General features: G+C 63.2%; 13 protein-coding genes and 1 pseudogene. 8 read left to right on the forward strand and 6 right to left on the reverse strand.

Features of this window, described 5'->3' with window-relative positions:
• Positions 1 to 164 precede the first annotated feature (164 nt).
• From BBJ66_RS10215 to BBJ66_RS10235, 5 genes are read left to right on the forward strand one after another with little or no spacing between them, the layout of a single operon-like run.
• Positions 165 to 995, forward strand: coding sequence for a metallophosphoesterase family protein (locus tag BBJ66_RS10215; RefSeq protein WP_071086781.1), 831 nt, complete (start codon positions 165 to 167; stop codon positions 993 to 995).
• Complete coding sequence (locus tag BBJ66_RS10220) at positions 992 to 2,197, forward strand: ABC transporter ATP-binding protein (protein WP_071086782.1); 1,206 nt, start codon at positions 992 to 994, stop codon at positions 2,195 to 2,197. The genes BBJ66_RS10215 and BBJ66_RS10220 overlap by 4 nt, the downstream gene beginning before the upstream one ends.
• Positions 2,190 to 3,113, forward strand: coding sequence for a carbohydrate ABC transporter permease (locus BBJ66_RS10225; RefSeq protein WP_049735469.1), 924 nt, complete (start codon positions 2,190 to 2,192; stop codon positions 3,111 to 3,113). The genes BBJ66_RS10220 and BBJ66_RS10225 overlap by 8 nt, the downstream gene beginning before the upstream one ends.
• Positions 3,110 to 3,946, forward strand: a complete 837-nt coding sequence (locus BBJ66_RS10230) for a carbohydrate ABC transporter permease (RefSeq protein ID WP_071086785.1) — start codon at positions 3,110 to 3,112, stop codon at positions 3,944 to 3,946. The genes BBJ66_RS10225 and BBJ66_RS10230 overlap by 4 nt, the downstream gene beginning before the upstream one ends.
• A gap of 25 nt (positions 3,947 to 3,971) precedes the next feature.
• Positions 3,972 to 5,237: an ABC transporter substrate-binding protein gene (locus tag BBJ66_RS10235; protein ID WP_071086786.1), complete on the forward strand. Its 1,266-nt coding sequence runs from the start codon at positions 3,972 to 3,974 to the stop codon at positions 5,235 to 5,237.
• 70 nt (positions 5,238 to 5,307) lie between these two features.
• On the opposite strand, the gene BBJ66_RS10240 is transcribed toward BBJ66_RS10235, so the two are convergent.
• Positions 5,308 to 6,288, reverse strand: coding sequence for a substrate-binding domain-containing protein (locus BBJ66_RS10240; protein ID WP_071086788.1), 981 nt, complete (start codon positions 6,286 to 6,288; stop codon positions 5,308 to 5,310).
• A 196-nt stretch (positions 6,289 to 6,484) separates the two neighbouring features.
• Between BBJ66_RS10240 and BBJ66_RS10245 the strand changes: the two genes are divergently transcribed.
• Positions 6,485 to 9,328, forward strand: coding sequence for a M16 family metallopeptidase (locus BBJ66_RS10245; RefSeq protein WP_071086831.1), 2,844 nt, complete (start codon positions 6,485 to 6,487; stop codon positions 9,326 to 9,328).
• Here the strand turns inward: BBJ66_RS10245 and BBJ66_RS10250 are convergent.
• Both BBJ66_RS10250 and BBJ66_RS10255 read right to left on the reverse strand, forming a co-directional pair.
• A pseudogene (locus BBJ66_RS10250) lies at positions 9,271 to 9,504 on the reverse strand (GNAT family N-acetyltransferase); the annotation flags it as partial. The gene BBJ66_RS10245 and the pseudogene BBJ66_RS10250 overlap by 58 nt on opposite strands.
• A complete protein-coding gene (locus tag BBJ66_RS10255) occupies positions 9,477 to 10,643 on the reverse strand; it encodes an MFS transporter (RefSeq protein ID WP_071086792.1) in 1,167 nt (388 codons plus the stop codon). The gene BBJ66_RS10255 and the pseudogene BBJ66_RS10250, both read right to left, overlap by 28 nt.
• 166 nt (positions 10,644 to 10,809) lie before the next feature.
• Between BBJ66_RS10255 and BBJ66_RS10260 the strand changes: the two genes are divergently transcribed.
• Positions 10,810 to 11,721: an agmatinase gene (locus BBJ66_RS10260; RefSeq protein ID WP_071086794.1), complete on the forward strand. Its 912-nt coding sequence runs from the start codon at positions 10,810 to 10,812 to the stop codon at positions 11,719 to 11,721.
• Between the two features lie 78 nt (positions 11,722 to 11,799).
• Positions 11,800 to 13,308 carry a winged helix-turn-helix domain-containing tetratricopeptide repeat protein gene (locus tag BBJ66_RS10265; protein ID WP_071086797.1) on the forward strand — a complete coding sequence of 503 codons (1,509 nt, stop codon included), beginning with the start codon at positions 11,800 to 11,802 and terminating at the stop codon, positions 13,306 to 13,308.
• On the opposite strand, the gene BBJ66_RS10270 is transcribed toward BBJ66_RS10265, so the two are convergent.
• From BBJ66_RS10270 to BBJ66_RS10280, 3 genes are all read right to left on the reverse strand, one after another.
• A complete protein-coding gene (locus tag BBJ66_RS10270; RefSeq protein ID WP_071086799.1) occupies positions 13,281 to 14,510 on the reverse strand; it encodes an MFS transporter in 1,230 nt (409 codons plus the stop codon). The genes BBJ66_RS10265 and BBJ66_RS10270 overlap by 28 nt on opposite strands.
• On the reverse strand, positions 14,507 to 14,713 hold the full coding sequence (locus tag BBJ66_RS10275; protein WP_071086801.1) for a hypothetical protein: 207 nt from the start codon (positions 14,711 to 14,713) through the stop codon (positions 14,507 to 14,509). Before BBJ66_RS10275 ends, BBJ66_RS10270 begins: the two co-directional genes overlap by 4 nt.
• A 100-nt stretch (positions 14,714 to 14,813) precedes the next feature.
• Positions 14,814 to 15,494, reverse strand: coding sequence for a peroxiredoxin-like family protein (locus tag BBJ66_RS10280; RefSeq protein ID WP_049735461.1), 681 nt, complete (start codon positions 15,492 to 15,494; stop codon positions 14,814 to 14,816).
• Positions 15,495 to 15,565: the final 71 nt, after the last annotated feature.

A 15,565-nucleotide genomic window follows, 5' to 3' on the forward strand; every position in this document is an offset into this window, starting at 1 on the left:
GCTGCCCGTTCCCCCGGGCAGCTTTCTTGTTGCATGACAATTGGATGTCAAAACTGAGAAACAGCTGAAAACATCAGATGTCTGATTGACATGGGAGCCTTCTAGAGAGGGCCCGAGAAGGGAGTGCGCAGGACGCGCTTCCCAGGTCTCGGAGACGGGCACCCATGAAAATCATTCAGATCACCGACACCCATTTCAGTCCCAACAAGCCGCATTTCAACGGCAACTGGGCGCCGCTTCTGACCTGGGTCGAGGAGACCGGCGCCGACTTGATCGTTCATACCGGCGATCTCACCGTCGACGGCGCCGACAGGGGTGAGGACATCACCTTCTCTATGGATCTGATGCGCCAGGTGTCGATCCCGATGCTGATGGTTCCCGGCAATCACGATGTCGGCCACCTCAAGGGATCGGACCAGCCCGTCAATGCCGAGCGGCTGGCCCGCTGGCGCAGTCTTGCCGGTGACGATCGCTGGCTGGAGGATGCTGCCGGCTGGCGTTTCATCGGCTTGAATTCGCTGCTGCTCGGCCATGAAGATGAGGAGGAAGAGGCCCAGTTCGAATGGCTCGCCAAGGCCCTCGAAGACAGGGCAGGGCGGCGCGTGGCGCTTTTCGCCCACAAGCCGCTGTTCGTCGATGCGCCTGAAGAAGGCGACACCGGCTATTGGAGCGTTCGCCCGGCTCAGCGCCGGCGCCTCTATGATCTGATCTCAGCCCATGACGTGGCGCTGTTTGCGAGTGGCCACCTTCACTGGGCCTGGCAGGGCCGCTTCGACAATACCCAGCTGACCTGGGGGCCGTCAGCTGCTTTCATCATCGACAAGATGGAGCGGCAGATGCCGGGCGAGCGCCTGATCGGCGCCGTCGTCCACGAGTTCGATACAGCGGTCGAAAGCGAGATCGTCGCCGTTCCCGGCATGACCGCACATGTGCTCGACGATGTCGTGCTCGAGGTCTATCCGCAGGCGGTCAAGCCGCGCGAGGCCGTCGAATGAGCGCGCTCTCGCTTCGCGGCATTACCAAGGCTTTCGGCGGCAACCAGATCCTCAATGGCGTCAGCCTCGATGTCGAGGCCGGCGAATTCATCGCTCTGGTCGGCCCTTCCGGCTGCGGCAAGAGCACGCTGCTGCGCGTCCTTGCCGGCCTCGACCATGCCGATAGCGGCGAGATCCTGATCGGCGGCCGGGATATGTCCGGCGTGGCGGCGGCTGACCGCAACATCGCCATGGTCTTTCAGTCCTACGCGCTCTATCCGCATCTGACGGCCTCCGAGAATATCGCCGTGCCGCTGGCGATGCGCCGGCTGTCGAGACTGGAACGGCTGCCTTTTATCGGATCGCTGATACCGGGCCAGCGCGCCACGCGTGCGGCGATCGCCCGCGACGTCAGGGAAATGGCGAAATCGCTGAAGATCGACCATCTGCTCGACCGCAAACCCGGCCAGATGTCGGGCGGCCAGCGTCAGCGCGTGGCGCTCGCCCGCGCCATGGTGCGCCAGCCGAGCGTCTTCCTGATGGACGAGCCGCTCTCCAACCTCGACGCCAATCTGCGCGTCCATGCCCGCGGCGAGATCGTCGACCTGCATCGGCGCGCCGGCGTGCCGACGCTTTATGTCACCCATGACCAGGCGGAAGCGCTGTCGATGGCCGACCGCGTCGCCGTGATGATGGGCGGTCGGTTGCTGCAGATCGCCAGCCCCGAGGTCATCTACGACGATCCGGCCCATATCGAGGTCGCCCGCTTCATCGGCCAGCCACGCATCAATCTGTTGCCGGCGGCGGCCGAAGGCGGCGTCATTGCTTTCGGCGGCTTGCGCCTGACACTTGAAAATGCACCCGACAGGAAGATGCCGGTCACGCTCGCCATCCGTCCCGAATTCGTCTTTCTGTCCAGGAACCGGCAAGACGGCCTTGCCGCCCATATCCAACGCGTCGAGTTTCTGGGATCCGAGGTCATTCTCCATTGCCGGCTCGATGCGGTCGGCGAGACTATTGTCGCCAAGGTACAACCGTCCGACGCCTCCGGCCTTACATCAGGTGATGCCGTGGGGCTTCGATTGTCGCCCGGCCGCACGCTGATCTTTGCCGAGGACGGCAGCCGGCTGGCCGGCAGCGTGGCAGCGGCTGATGCCGGGCTCAGCTCCGCTGATGCCGGCCCCGCTACTAGCGATGCCGCACGGGAGAGGGCACATGGCTAGCGTCGTCTCCATGGCCGTGCCGCATGATTCCGCCGCTGCGCATCGGCGCAGCGAGGCCCGCATCGCCTGGATGCTGGTGCTGCCGGCGATAACACTGCTGTTTCTCTTCGTGCTCTTGCCGGTCGCCGCTGTTGTCGTGCTTGGCTTTACCGATTTCGAACTCGGCTACGGCAAGTTCCGTTTCGTCGGCTTGGAGAACTATGCGCACCTGATCACCGACCGCACCTTTCGCAAATCGCTGTGGAACACGACGGTCTATACGGCGATCGTGGCACCGGTCTCGATCCTGCTCGGCCTCGGCATCGCCATGCTGATCGAGAGCGAGACCGCGGCCCGCAGTTTCTTCCGCACCGCCTATTTCCTGCCGGTCGCCTCGCTGATCGTCGCCATGGCGACCGTCTGGCAATATATGTTCCACCCGACGATCGGTCCGATCAATGCCTTGCTGGCGCTTGCGGGATTGCCCGGCCCGAACTGGCTGGGCAGCTCCGGCACGGTGCTGTACAGCCTGTCGATCATTGGCGTCTGGCAATCGGCCGGCTTCAATATGGTGCTGTTCCTCGCCGGGCTGACGGCGATCCCGCGTGAGCTTTACGCGGCAGCTGAAGTGGACGGCGCCAGATCTTCCTTCGATCGCTTCCTCCTGGTGACCTGGCCGATGCTCGGGCCAACGACGCTCTTCGTCATCACCATCAGCATCACCAATGCGGTCAAGGTCTTCGAGACTGTGAAGACGCTGACCGAGGGCGGCCCCAACAAGGCGTCTGAGGTGCTGCTCTTCACGATCTACCAGGAAGGCTTCGTCTATCTGCGCGTCGGCTATGCCTCGGCGATGACGGTGGTGTTTCTGCTGATCCTCGTGGTGCTGATGTTCCTGCAGTACCGCATCCTCGATCGCCGGGTGCATTACACATGATGACGAGCGCTTTTTCCCTCGGCAGGCTCATCCGCCTGAGCCTGCTTTCCCTCGGTGCGATCATTTTCCTCGCGCCTTACATCTTCATGATCTCGGCAGCCGGCAAGACGCAGAGCGACATCTTCACCTCGTCGCTGTCGCTGATTCCGGCGCATCTCGCCTATATCGAGAATTTCGCCAAGGCCTTGAGCCGGGTGCCGATGGCGCGGCTCCTGTGGAACGGCGTCGTCGTCTGCGGGCTGATTTTCTTCTTCCAGGTGCTGGTGGCGATCCCTTGCGCCTACGCCATGGCCAAGCTGCGCTTCGGAGCGGCGCGGGCGATGATGGTGCTGGTCATGCTCGGCCTTCTCGTGCCGATCCACGCGACCGCGCTGCCGCTCTATGTCGCCTTCGACCGCGCCTCGCTGCTCAACAGCTATGCCGCGCTGGTCGCGCCTTTCACCATTTCGGTCTTCGCAATTTTTATGTTCCTGCAGTTCTTCCGCGCCATGCCCGACGACCTCATCCATGCCGCCCGTCTCGACGGCATGTCGGAATTCGGCATCGTCGCCCGCGTCATCGTGCCGAATGCCTGGCCTGCGGTCACCGCCTTCGCCATCTTCTCGGTCGTCGCCCATTGGAACGATCTTTACTGGCCGCTGATCGTCATCAGCAAGCAGGACTATGCCACGCCGCCGCTCGGGCTGATGTATTTCCGCGCCGCCGAGGCCGGCGACGATTACGGCGCGCTGATGGCGGCGACCCTGATCATTACCCTTCCTCTCGTCGCCGCCTTCCTGCTTGCGCAGAAGCGTTTCGTCGAGGGCATCACCATGACCGGTCTCAAAGGCTGACCGGCTTCAACCAGGAGAACGAGCGATGAAACATATCACCCAGCTTCTCGCCGCAGCGGCCGTATCCTTGGCAATCGCGCTTCCCGCGCATGCCGAGACGACGCTGACGGTGCATTACCCGATGCCGGGTTTCTTCAAGGACGTGATGGACACGATCTCGAAGAAGTTCATGGCGGAAAATCCCGATATCAAGATCCAGTTCGCCAGCCCCTCGGCGACCTATGAAGAAGGCATCCAGACGATCCTTCGCCAGGTCGGCACCAGCGAAATGCCCGATATCACCTTCATCGGCTTGAACCGCCTGCGCATGCTCGACGAACGCGATGTCGCCGTCGACCTTGGCCCGCTCGTCAAGAAAGACGGCAACATGGCCGAGCAGGGCTTCTCCGACACCATCCTCAAGCTCGCCCAGGTCAAGGGCAAGCAGGTGGGTCTCGCTTTCGCCACCTCCAACCCGATCATGTATTACAACGCCGATCTCGTGAAGGCGGCCGGCGGCAATCCCGACAATCCGCCGAAGACCTGGGATGAGGTCATCGCGCTCGGCGGCAAGATCAAGGCGCTCGGCAACGGCGTCGACGGCATCGATTTCCGCTGGCAGGGCGACGACTGGATGTTTTCGGCTCTGCTCTTCGGCGCCGGCGGCAAGATGCTGAGCGACGACGAAAGCAAGGTCGCCTTCAACGGTCCGGAAGGTCAGAAGGCCGTCGAGGTCCTGCATCGTCTGGTCACCGAAGGCGGCATGCCCGTCTTCACCAAGCCCGCCGGCGAACAGGCTTTCGCGGCGGGCAAGGTCGGTTTCGAGTTCCAGACCACAGGCGCGCTGCGCAACACCATCAAGAATGTCGGCAATAAGTTCGATCTGCGCACCGCCAAGATCCCGTTGATCGATCCGGTGAACGGCCATCTTCCCACCGGCGGCAACGCCGTTGTCATCCTGACGCATGACGCCGCCAAGCAGGATGCCGCCTGGAAGTTCGCCAAATTCGCCGCCGGCCCTTATGGCGCCTCGGTCGTTGTGCCCGGCACCGGTTATGTTCCGAACAACGAGCTTGCCGCCAAGTCGCCCGAATATCTCGGTGACTTCTACAAGCAGAACCCGCTGTTCCAGGCCGGCCTGAGCCAGATGCCGGTCATGATCCCCTGGTATGCCTTCCCCGGCTCGAACGGCGTCAAGGTCACCCAGACGATCGTCGACAATCTCTCGCGCATCGTCGACCAGTCGGCCGAGCCGAAGGAAGCGCTCGACGACGCAGCCGCCGATGTCGAAGGGATGCTGCCGCGCAGCTGACGCCTTCCTCAGCAGGAATAGAACAGGAGCCACCGCGCCGAACGCGGTGGCTCACTAGATTCGGAGGGCTTCAGATGGCCCGCACCGTACCGCCGCGGCGCAGCGTATAGGCGACATCGAGGTGGCGGGCAGGGGCGGCATTCTCCGCCATGTCGAGCAGCAGCGAGGCGGCCGTCGCCCCCATGCTGGCATCCGGCATTTCGATCGTCGTCAGTGGCGGATCGATCAGCCGGCCGATGGCGATGCCGTCGAAGCCGGCGACCGACACATCCCCGGGCACCGACAGCCCCTCGCGCTTCAGCGCGCCGATGACGCCGAGCGCCAGAAGGTCGTTGGAGGCGATGACCGCCGTCGGCGCAAGTGAGGTCATCGTTGTGCCGAGATCGAGCTGGTCATAACCGCCGACGAAGGGGATCTGCATGGCATCGAGCGGTGTCAGCCCGCTCTCGGCCATGGCGTCGAGATAGCCCTTGTAGCGAAGGCGCGCACGGTCGGAAGCGGCGAAATTGCCGGAAAGAAAGAGAATACGGCGATGGCCCATCCCGATCAGGAAGGTCGCGATCTCGCGGCCCGCGCCGCGATTGTCGGCGGTGACGGCCGCCGGAAACTGCGCGGTCGGCAGGTTGTTGAGCAGCACGGTCGGCGGCAGCCTGGCAAGCAGCGCCTCACTGGTCGACGGATCGCAGACAGTGAGAATCAGCCCGGTCGGCCGGTCGTTCAGGAGTGCCGCGACGGCATCGGCCTCGCGCGCCGGATCGTAATTCGACTGGGCGATCAACACGCCATGGCCCGCCACCAGCATACGGTTTTGAATGCTCGACAGCGACGAGGCAAAGACCGGATTGGTGATGCTTGGAATCAGCACGCCGATAACCGGCCGGCGCCCAAGCCGCCCAGCGGACGGGCCGGCGGGGCGATAGCCGAGTTCTGCGGCCGCACGGCGCACCTTGCGCACCATCAGGTCGCTCGCCGGTCCGTTGCGGTTGAGAACCCGGCTTGCCGTCGCCAGCGAACATCCGGCCCGGAATGCGACCTGCTGCAATGTCGCCATCGAAAACGCCTCCTGGTGACAGATAAGGCGCAATCCCTTAGGAGGCTTCGATGACATTGGTCTGACATTGCGTAAAGCGGCTGGCCAGAGTTTTCGCTTTCCGTCCATTCACACATGGAAGTTGAAGAAAAATGCAACCTGTGGAATAGTCGCATCAGTGCCTTTCACCCTTTTCATGCTGATCTCCCGGACAAGAATGTCTCACAAAATGGAATGCTCCGCCGCCTGGCGGTTTCTCGCGACGGTCGCTCTTGTCGCAAGCTTCGCGTCGTCGGCTTATGCGGGCACCCTGTCCACGTCCTGGCCACAGACGCAAAGCGACATTCAGGCCGACTCCAACGTCCATTTCGGCACACTTGCCAACGGCATGCGGTTTGCGATCATGCGCAATGCCACGCCGCCCGGGCAGGCCGCGATCCGCTTTCGCATCGGCTCCGGCTCACTCGAGGAAAACGACAATCAGCAGGGCCTAGCGCATTTTCTCGAGCACATGGCCTTCAAGGGTTCGACGCATGTCCCCGAAGGGGAGATGATCCGCATCCTGCAGCGCAAGGGCCTGGCCTTTGGGCCTGATACCAACGCCCATACCTCTTATGATGAGACGGTCTACGCACTCGATCTTCCAGAGGTCGATGCCGACACGGTTTCGACGGGCCTGATGCTGATGCGGGAGACGGCAAGCGAACTGAGCCTTGATGCCGGAGCTTTCGATCGCGAACGCGGCGTCATCCTGTCGGAGGAGCGGCTGCGCGATACGCCGCAATATCGCGCGGGGCTCGGAATCATGAATTCCTTGCTCGCCGGCCGCCGCGCGACCATCCGCGTCCCGATCGGCAAAACCGACATTATCAGCAATGCGCCTGTGGACCTCGTCCGTGATTATTACCGGGCCAATTACCGGCCCGATCGGGCAACGTTGATGGTGGTGGGCGATATCGACCCGGCTGCCATGGAAGCCCAAGTCCGGCAGCACTTCGGCGACTGGACGGCCGTAGGTCCGACGCCTGTAAAACCGGATCCTGGCACATTGGCGACGAAAGGCGAAAGCGCCGACGTCCTCGCTGTTCCCGGCGGCATGACCAGTGTACAGATCGCCTGGACGCGTCCTTATGACGCCGCGCCTGATACATTTGCCAAGCGCCGCACGCAGCTTATCGAAGATCTCGGCCTGTTGGTGCTCAAACGGCGGGTGAGCACCATTGCCAGCAAGGCGGATGCCCCTTTCATCAGCGCGGGCGCCGGCTCCCAGGATCTTCTTGATTCCGCACATATCGTCCTGATCGTGGCGAATTCCGAGCCGGATAAATGGCAGGCGGCGCTCACGGCCATCGACCAGGAACAGCGGCGTATCGAGGAGTTCGGCGTTGCGCAGGCAGAGATCGATCGTGAAATCCTCGAATATCGCTCGTTCCTCCAGGCTGCTGCGGCCGGAGCCGCGACGCGCACGACCACCGACATCGCTTCCATGCTGGCCAGCAGCGTCGATGACAATCAGGTCTTCACGTCGCCCGCTGAAGACCTTTCGCTGTTCGAGACGATCACGAAGGGCATCACGGCGGCCGAGGTCAATCAGGCGCTGCGGCATGCTTTCTCCGGCAACGGTCCGCAGGTCGTGCTGCAGACAGCCCAATCACCGCAGGGGGGAGCCGACGCAGTTCGGCAAGCCTATGATGCTTCAAAGGCCGTTGCCGTCTCGGCGCCATCCAGTGCAGCCGACATCGCCTGGCCCTACACCCATTTCGGCGAGCCGGGCGCCGTGGTCGAACGCCGCACCGTCGACGATCTCGGCCTGACCATGGTGCGTTTTTCCAACGGCGTGCGCCTTACCGTCAAACCCACCAAGCTGCGCGCCAACGAAGTGCTGGTGCGCGAAGATATCGGCCACGGCCGGCTGGACCTGCCGCAGGACCGTCCCGCTCCGATCTGGGCATCTCCGGCCGTCGCGCTGTCCGGCGTGAAGGCCATGGACTATCAGGATATCCAGAAAGCGCTGACGGCCAACATCGTCGGCATCGACTTCTCGGTCGGCGACGGTTCCTTCAAGTTCGACGGTCGCACCCGGACTGAAGATCTTGCGACGCAATTGCAGCTGATGACGGCATACACCTCCGATCCCGCCTACCGCCCTGAGGCATTCAAGCGGGTGCAGCAGGCCTATTTGAGCGGCCTCGATCAGTATCAGGCGACCCCTGGCGGCGTTGTCAGCCGTGATTTCGGAGGTCTCGTGCATTCCGGCGATCCGCGCTGGACCTTCCCCGATCGCGCCCAATTGTCCGCCGCCAAGCCGGACGATTTCGAGGCGGTGTTCCGGCCTATGGTTTCCAACGGCCCGATCGATATCACCATCGTCGGCGACGTCACGGTGGACGACGCTATCCGGATAACAGCTGAAACCTTTGGCGCTTTGCCGCCACGACCGGAGGCAGCGCCGAGCAAGGATTGGGGTGAGGTGCGTTTTCCGGCGGCGAGCAAGACGCCCGTTTTGCTGACCCATAGCGGCAGGGCGGATAACGCGGCCGCCGCCTTCGGGGCTCCAATCGGCGATTTGCTCTCCGATCTGCCGCGGTCCTTCACCGCCAATATCGCCACCCAGATTTTCCAGAACAGGCTGATCGACCAGTTTCGTATTGCGGAAGGCGCAAGTTATGTCCTGGAGGGTGACGCGAACCTGTCACCGGAAATCCCCGGCTATGGCTACGCATTTTTCTACGTCGAGACGGAGCCGGCAAAGATCGCGCGCTTCTACGCACTTGTCGACGAGATCGCCAATGACTTGCGGTCGCAGGATGTCTCCGCGGACGAGTTCGCACGCGCCCGGGGACCGATCATCGAGACACTGAAGCATCAGCGGCAGAGCAACGAATATTGGATCGAATCTCTGCGGGGCGCTCAGATTGATCCGCGTCGTTTAGACCGGATACGCGACAGTCTCAGCGGCTACGCCAAGGTCACCGTCGGGGATATTCGCGCGTTTGCCGGGACCTATTTCAGCCCGGAGAACTTCTGGAAATTCGAAGTGCTGCCGGCGGCGGTAAGATAGGGGCTCCCAGGCGCCGGCGCCGTGGATGCGATTTCGCCGGCAACGAAGCGGAAGAGCAGGGTGCCGAGGCCGCGCCCCTGGAAATCGGGATGGGTGCAGAGCCCGCTCGGTTCGGTATAGCCGGTCTGCCGCATCCGCTGACAGGCCATCAGCCCGGCCGTCTCCCGGCCATCAGAAACACGGCCAGGGCAAAGCTGATCAGGCCAAGCGACACCGGCAACCCCTGATATCCGATCAACTGCATCGCCAATCCTACCACGGGCGAGCCCGCCATGCCGCCGATGCCCCATGTGAAGGCGAAGGCCGCGTTGCCGGCGATCAGGGCCTGGCCGGTGAAACGCTCGCCGAGCTGAATCAGCGACATGGTGTAGATCCCGAACGAGACCCCGCCCCAGACGAAAACCAGCGGCCAGATCAGCCATGCCTTGAAGACCAGCGGCAGTAGCAGGCAGCCGGCAAGGCAAGCCAGGACGCAGAATGACATAGTCGGCTTCGAGCCGAACCGTTCGGCCACGCGCCCAAGCAAGATCTGCAGTACGGCATTGCCGGCGATGAAACAGGTGAGGAGCGAAGCGATGCGTGCCTCGGCGCTGCCGAGCGCCGCGCCATAGACCCCAAACAGCGAAAGCAGGATCTGCTCGAAGGCGGCAGCCGTGAAAACGGCAAACAATAGCAGCGGCGCCAATGCGAAGAAGCCGCCGAGCGATGTTGCCTCGCCTTCGCCTGAGATCTTTGGCACGTGTGGTGCGACCGCCAGTACGATGAAGCCGCAGGCGAGGAAGGCCGCGATACCGATCACGAAGGGCGGCCAGCCCTCCGTGCCGGCGAGCCCAAGCGATAGCGGGCCGATGGCGAAACCAGCCGAAACGATCGATGAATAGAGGCCCATGATGCGGCCGCGCCGCGGCGCCGGCGTGATCGAGATCAGCCACGTCTCGCTGATCACATAGAGCGGATTGGCGAAGACGCCGAGCAGGAAGCGCAACGGCATCCAGGCCCAGACATTCTGCATTCCGCCAATCGCAATCAGGGTGAGGGCGGCCAGAATCGAACACAGGATCGCCAGTTGCACCCCGCCAAGCCGCCGCGCGAGCGCCGGAATGAAGGGCGCCGATACAATGAAACCCAGCGGCGTCATCGCCGCCGACAGGCCGATCAGGCCCGATGTCGTTCTCTGCCGCTCCAGGATGAAGCTCAGCAGCGGATAGGTCAGCCCCTGCGCCACGGCGAATACCGTAACGGTCGCGATGATCCCCGCCATCGCCGCCCACGGGATACGGGCCTCCCTCGATGCTAGAATGTCTTCGGCAGTCATAATGTCCTCGTCAGACCGTATGTTTTCAGAACCCCGGAGCCCTTCGGCTCAGGAGGACGAATTCTGCGGGAGATGGCGAGCGCCGTAATTAAGCTCTCCCAAAAAGTTCTCAAAAATTTCCAAAAGGGGCTAAACAGGTCGAGATCAAACGCAGGACCGTTAGGAAATGACCGCCTCGCCTTCCTTTCTTGGCCTTCCCAATCGCCTCGCCGACGGGTGTTTGCCCCGCGCGGTGATTTTCGCCGCCGCGCATGGCAGCACCTATCCCGGCAAGGACAGCAGCGGTCATGCCTTGGCCGCCGACGCCATCCGTGCTGCAAGCCAAGACGATGCCCCACTCGTCGACCACTGGGATTTCGATCTCGGCGGGCCGCTGTTCGACGGCAAGCCGATCTCATGCATCGATGCCGGCGACGTCGAGACCACCATGCACGACAATATCGGCAACCGGGCCCGGATCGAGGCGAAGACGCTTGAGATCCTGGCATTGCCGGCCATACCGATCCTGCTCGGCGGCGATTGTTCCGTGACCATTCCCTTCCTGGCCGGCTTTGCGGCGCAAGGGCCGGTCTGGGTGCTGCAGATCGACGCCCATATCGACTGGCGCGACGAGGTCCATGGCGAACACCACGGCTATTCAAGCCCGATGCGCCGGGCGAGCGAGATGCCGCATGTCGCCGGCATGGTGCAAGTCGGCCTGCGCAGCGTCGGCAGCGCCCGCACCACCGAGATCGAAGCGGCGCAGCGCTATGGCAGCCGTTTCGTCACCGCTCGCGAGGTTCATGGCCAAGGCGTCGGCGCCGCCCTCCAGCATATTCCGGAAGGAGCGCAGGTCGTCGTCACCCTTGATTGCGACAGCATCGATCCCGGCATCATGCCGGGTGTGGCGGCGCGTACCCCTGGTGGCCTGACCTACACTGAGGTGATCGACCTGATCGCCGGCCTCGGCAGGCGGGCGAGGATCGCGGGATTCGACCTTGTCGAACTCTATCCTCCCGCCGACATCGATGGCTTGTCGGCGCTCACCGCCGCGCGGCTTCTCGTCAATGCGATCGGCGCCATCGTCCGGCAGGCTTGATCCTGCTTTTTGCAGCGCCGTGCATGGTGTCACGGACGAACAGTTTCATCCAAGCCTTAAAGACTCTAGGATGCCCCTATGCAGGGATCGCGCTTTGCCTTTGGTCCGTTTGTGCTTGATCCGGCTGCGGGAACGCTCCTTCGGAATGATGATCCCGTTGCCGTCGGCCACCGTGGGCTGAAGCTGCTTGCGGCGCTCGTCGGGCGGCCCGGGGAAATCCTCGGCAAGGCCGAGCTGATGGATGCGGCTTGGCCGGGCAGGGCGGTCGAGGAAGGCAACCTCACCGTCCAGATCGCGCAGCTGCGCAAGCTGCTTGGCCCGGCCGCCGACGGCGGCGAGTGGATTGCCACGGTTCCGCGCGTCGGCTACCGCTTCACCGGGGCCTTAAATCCGTTCGGCGGGGTCAAGCGAAAAACTTTGCCGCTGCCCGACAGGCCATCGGTCGCCGTGCTGCCCTTCGTCAATATCAGCAACGATCCCGCGCAGGAATTCTTCGCCGATGGGTTGACCGAAGACCTGATTACCGACCTCTCCAGGATGCCGGGCCTGTTCGTCATCGCCCGCAATTCGGCCTTCGCCTACAAGGGAAAGGCGGTTGACGTGCGAGAGATCGCCGAGGAGCTCGGCGTGCGTTACCTGCTGGAAGGCAGTGCAAGACGCGTCGCAGCACAGGTCCGCATCAATGCCAAGCTGGTCGACGCCGCCAGCGGCGATCACCTATGGGCGGAACGCTTCGATCGCAGCCTCGACGATATCTTTGCCGTTCAGGACGAGGTGACCGCCAAGATCGTCGAGGCGCTGCTCGGGCGGCTGCGTACACCGCCGCCGCGCAATCGGCCAAGCAGCCTCGAGGCTTACGATCTCTGCGTGCGGGCCCGCAGGCTGATGGACGATTCCCCGCAGGCGGCTGAGGAAGCGCATCTGATGCTGACGCGCGCCGTCTCCCTCGACCCCGATTATGCCGAGGCTTATCGCTGGCTTGCCATGAACCACTGGATGGGATGGGTTCATAGCGGCGGACCGACGAAACCCCGCCGCAGCCTTGCTTTGCAACTGGCCCGCAGGGCTGTGGCGCTCGATCCCAACGATGCGGGCTGCCGCTGGGTCCTGGCTTACCTGCTTGCCTATGCGCTCGAATTCTCCGAGGCGGATGCGGAATTCGCCAAGGCGATCGAACTCGACCCGAACGAGGCCGATACCTTCGCAGCACTATCCGACATCACTATCCTTGCCGGGCGGATCGGGGAGGGGCTCGAACATATCCGCAAAGCGTTTCGGCTGAACCCGTTTCCGGCAAGCTGGTACTATCTGACGCTCGGCCAGGCGCAATATGCGGCCGGGCAATATGCGGCCGCCGTCGAGACGCTGCGCCGCGATGAGACCTATCGCACAAGCTCACGCCGTTTCCTGGCCGCAGGCCTTGCCCAGCTTGGCCAGCTCGACGAGGCGCGCGCCGAGACCGAACTCTTCCTCGTCGCCAACCCGCATTTTTCCATTCGCCACTGGGCGGCGACCGAGCCATTCCGCGACGCTCGCACGCTCGAGCATTTCGTCGACGGCTACCGCAGGGCCGGTCTTCCCGAGTGATCCCCGGGCCGCGCCGCCCGCCAGACCAGCGGCACCAGCACCAGGGCGGCCGCCGGAAGCACGATCCAGTTGATTGTCTCCCAGCCGGAGCTGTGGAGAAGCGATCCGGCGGAGAAGGAGGCGCAGGCGACCGTACCAAAGACCACGAAGTCGTTTGCACCCTGCACCTTGCTGCGTTCCGCCGGCGTATGGCAGTCGGCCACCATGGCGGTCGCACCGATGAAGCCGAAGTTCCAGCCGATCCCGAGCAGAACCAGCGAAAGCCAGAAATGGGAAATATCGAAGCCGGCGAGCGCGACGGCCGCCGAACTGCCGATGAGGAGGAGACCGACGGCCGCGACCCGCTCCTTGCCGAAGCGCACCATCAGGCGGCCGGTGACGAAGCTCGGGGCATACATGGCGAGGATATGCCATTGAATACCCAATGCGGCCTGGTCGATCGAGTGACCGTGCCCGACCATCGCGATCGGCGACGCGGTCATCACGAAGGTCATCAGCCCGTAGGACACGACACCGGTTGCGATGGCGAGGAGATAGCGCGGCGATGTCAGGATTTCGACAAGGGGCCGCTCCGGGGCGCTTGCCGATGCATGAGCCGTCGGCGGCGTCGATGTGCGAAGCATGAGCAGCACCGGAAACGCCAGGGCAGCGAGAAACGCCTGGCTGAGGAAGCTCCCGGCGAAGGGCGTCCCCGGCAGCGCGTCGCGTGTCCAGATGACGAGCTGCGGCCCGATGATCGCGGCGATCAGGCCGCCGACCATGACGCGGGCGATCGCCTTATGGCTCTGCGCCGCGGTGGCGTTGTCGGTCGCGGCGAACCGGTAGCTCTGCACGTAAGAGGAATAGAAGCCTGCGAGGCAGGTGCCGAGACAGAAGACCAGGAAACTGGAGAGCACGATCCCCAGCGCAGCGATCAGGCCCGATACCATGCCGATCACCGAGCCCAGCAGATATCCGGGCTTGCCTCCGAACCGACGCATCACCCAGGCCGCAGGCAGAGTCCCGAGTGCCAGCCCAAGGCTGAGAAGGCTGACGGGAAGCGTGACCAGATCGGAATCGCTCGACAGATGCTGTCCGACCAGACCGCCGAGCGAGACGATGATCGGAGCATTGGCGCCACCGAAGGCCTGCGCAACGGTGAGCACCCAGGAGTTGCGCTTTGCGGCTGCCGGGTCGGCCGAGGCTTGCTGCATGACGTTCATCTGGAATTCATCTTCGACAGGATGTCGGCGACCGCGCGACCGGCGGCGATGACTGCGCCGGCAAGATAACTAGGTTCGGAAGGACTTGTCTCGCTTCCGGCCAGGATGAGGCGGTCCTTCCACAGGCCGGACACCCATTGTGAATTCCCCGGCAGCGGATGCCCGCCACCGACACGATCGGCGGCGGTGGCTGTCAGCGCCAAAGGCGCTGCGCCGGCAGGAAGTCGCGGCTTTTCACGATTGGCTGGCCTCGCGTCAGGGATAAATCCCGAGGAGTGATCCCTGAACGCAAGATTGCTCGCGTCAAACAGCCATATTCGACGCTGCCGACATCACTTCCCGCGGCGCGGGAACGCCGAACATATGACGGCCGGCCTCCTCAACCTCGGTGAAACACCAGCGGATAACGCCGTCGCGATCGAGCAGGAATTCGCCAACAAGCTGGCCTTCGCCGGTAGCGATCATCTGCTTATCGTCCTCGGTGAATTCATAGTCATCCGCCTTGTCGAGAAATTCCATCGCCGCCATTGGGTTCATGGGCTCTGGAAGCTCGCCCGGCATATCGACGCGCATCGACATCACCGCATTCATGCTGACCTTATGCGGCCAGTCGTTCTCGGCTTCGGTGAACTGGAGCTGCGGCAGGCCGAAGGCCCTGTGCGATACCCGTTCCGGGTCGGAGGCCGCCAGCAGATTGGGAAGCGGATGATAACGGAAATAGAGGCGGGCGCGCTCGATTGGGGTATTCACGACAGTCAGGCTGTCGATGCCTTTTTCCTGCAATGCATCGGTGAGTTCGGCCATGGCGGCGATCTGCCGGCGGCAGAAGGGGCAATGCAGTCCGCGGAACAACCCGACGAACACCGGTTTCTGGCCGCGGAAATCGTCGATGGCGATCTTGCCCTGGCGGGTAATCGCATCCAGCACCACGTTCGGCGCGCGATCTCCAGGCTGTAATGGTCTTTCCGAGTGGTTCTCCTGCATGTTTAGTTCCTCCCTTTATCTATCTGACTTGATTGGACTAACCGATCTCCAGAATTTTGCACCATGAGGAA

It is taken from the genome of Rhizobium sp. RSm-3, from assembly GCF_001854685.1.
Lineage (GTDB): Bacteria > Pseudomonadota > Alphaproteobacteria > Rhizobiales > Rhizobiaceae > Rhizobium > Rhizobium ecuadorense.

Coding starts and splice junctions, on each gene's coding strand:
- BBJ66_RS10215 (WP_071086781.1), top strand. CDS start 165: ATGAAAATCATTCAGATCACCGACACCCATTTCAGTCCCAACAAGCCG.
- BBJ66_RS10220 (WP_071086782.1), top strand. CDS start 992: ATGAGCGCGCTCTCGCTTCGCGGCATTACCAAGGCTTTCGGCGGCAAC.
- BBJ66_RS10225 (WP_049735469.1), top strand. CDS start 2,190: ATGGCTAGCGTCGTCTCCATGGCCGTGCCGCATGATTCCGCCGCTGCG.
- BBJ66_RS10230 (WP_071086785.1), top strand. CDS start 3,110: ATGATGACGAGCGCTTTTTCCCTCGGCAGGCTCATCCGCCTGAGCCTG.
- BBJ66_RS10235 (WP_071086786.1), top strand. CDS start 3,972: ATGAAACATATCACCCAGCTTCTCGCCGCAGCGGCCGTATCCTTGGCA.
- BBJ66_RS10240 (WP_071086788.1), bottom strand. CDS start 6,288: ATGGCGACATTGCAGCAGGTCGCATTCCGGGCCGGATGTTCGCTGGCG.
- BBJ66_RS10245 (WP_071086831.1), top strand. CDS start 6,485: ATGTCTCACAAAATGGAATGCTCCGCCGCCTGGCGGTTTCTCGCGACG.
- BBJ66_RS10255 (WP_071086792.1), bottom strand. CDS start 10,643: ATGACTGCCGAAGACATTCTAGCATCGAGGGAGGCCCGTATCCCGTGG.
- BBJ66_RS10260 (WP_071086794.1), top strand. CDS start 10,810: ATGACCGCCTCGCCTTCCTTTCTTGGCCTTCCCAATCGCCTCGCCGAC.
- BBJ66_RS10265 (WP_071086797.1), top strand. CDS start 11,800: ATGCAGGGATCGCGCTTTGCCTTTGGTCCGTTTGTGCTTGATCCGGCT.
- BBJ66_RS10270 (WP_071086799.1), bottom strand. CDS start 14,510: ATGAACGTCATGCAGCAAGCCTCGGCCGACCCGGCAGCCGCAAAGCGC.
- BBJ66_RS10280 (WP_049735461.1), bottom strand. CDS start 15,494: ATGCAGGAGAACCACTCGGAAAGACCATTACAGCCTGGAGATCGCGCG.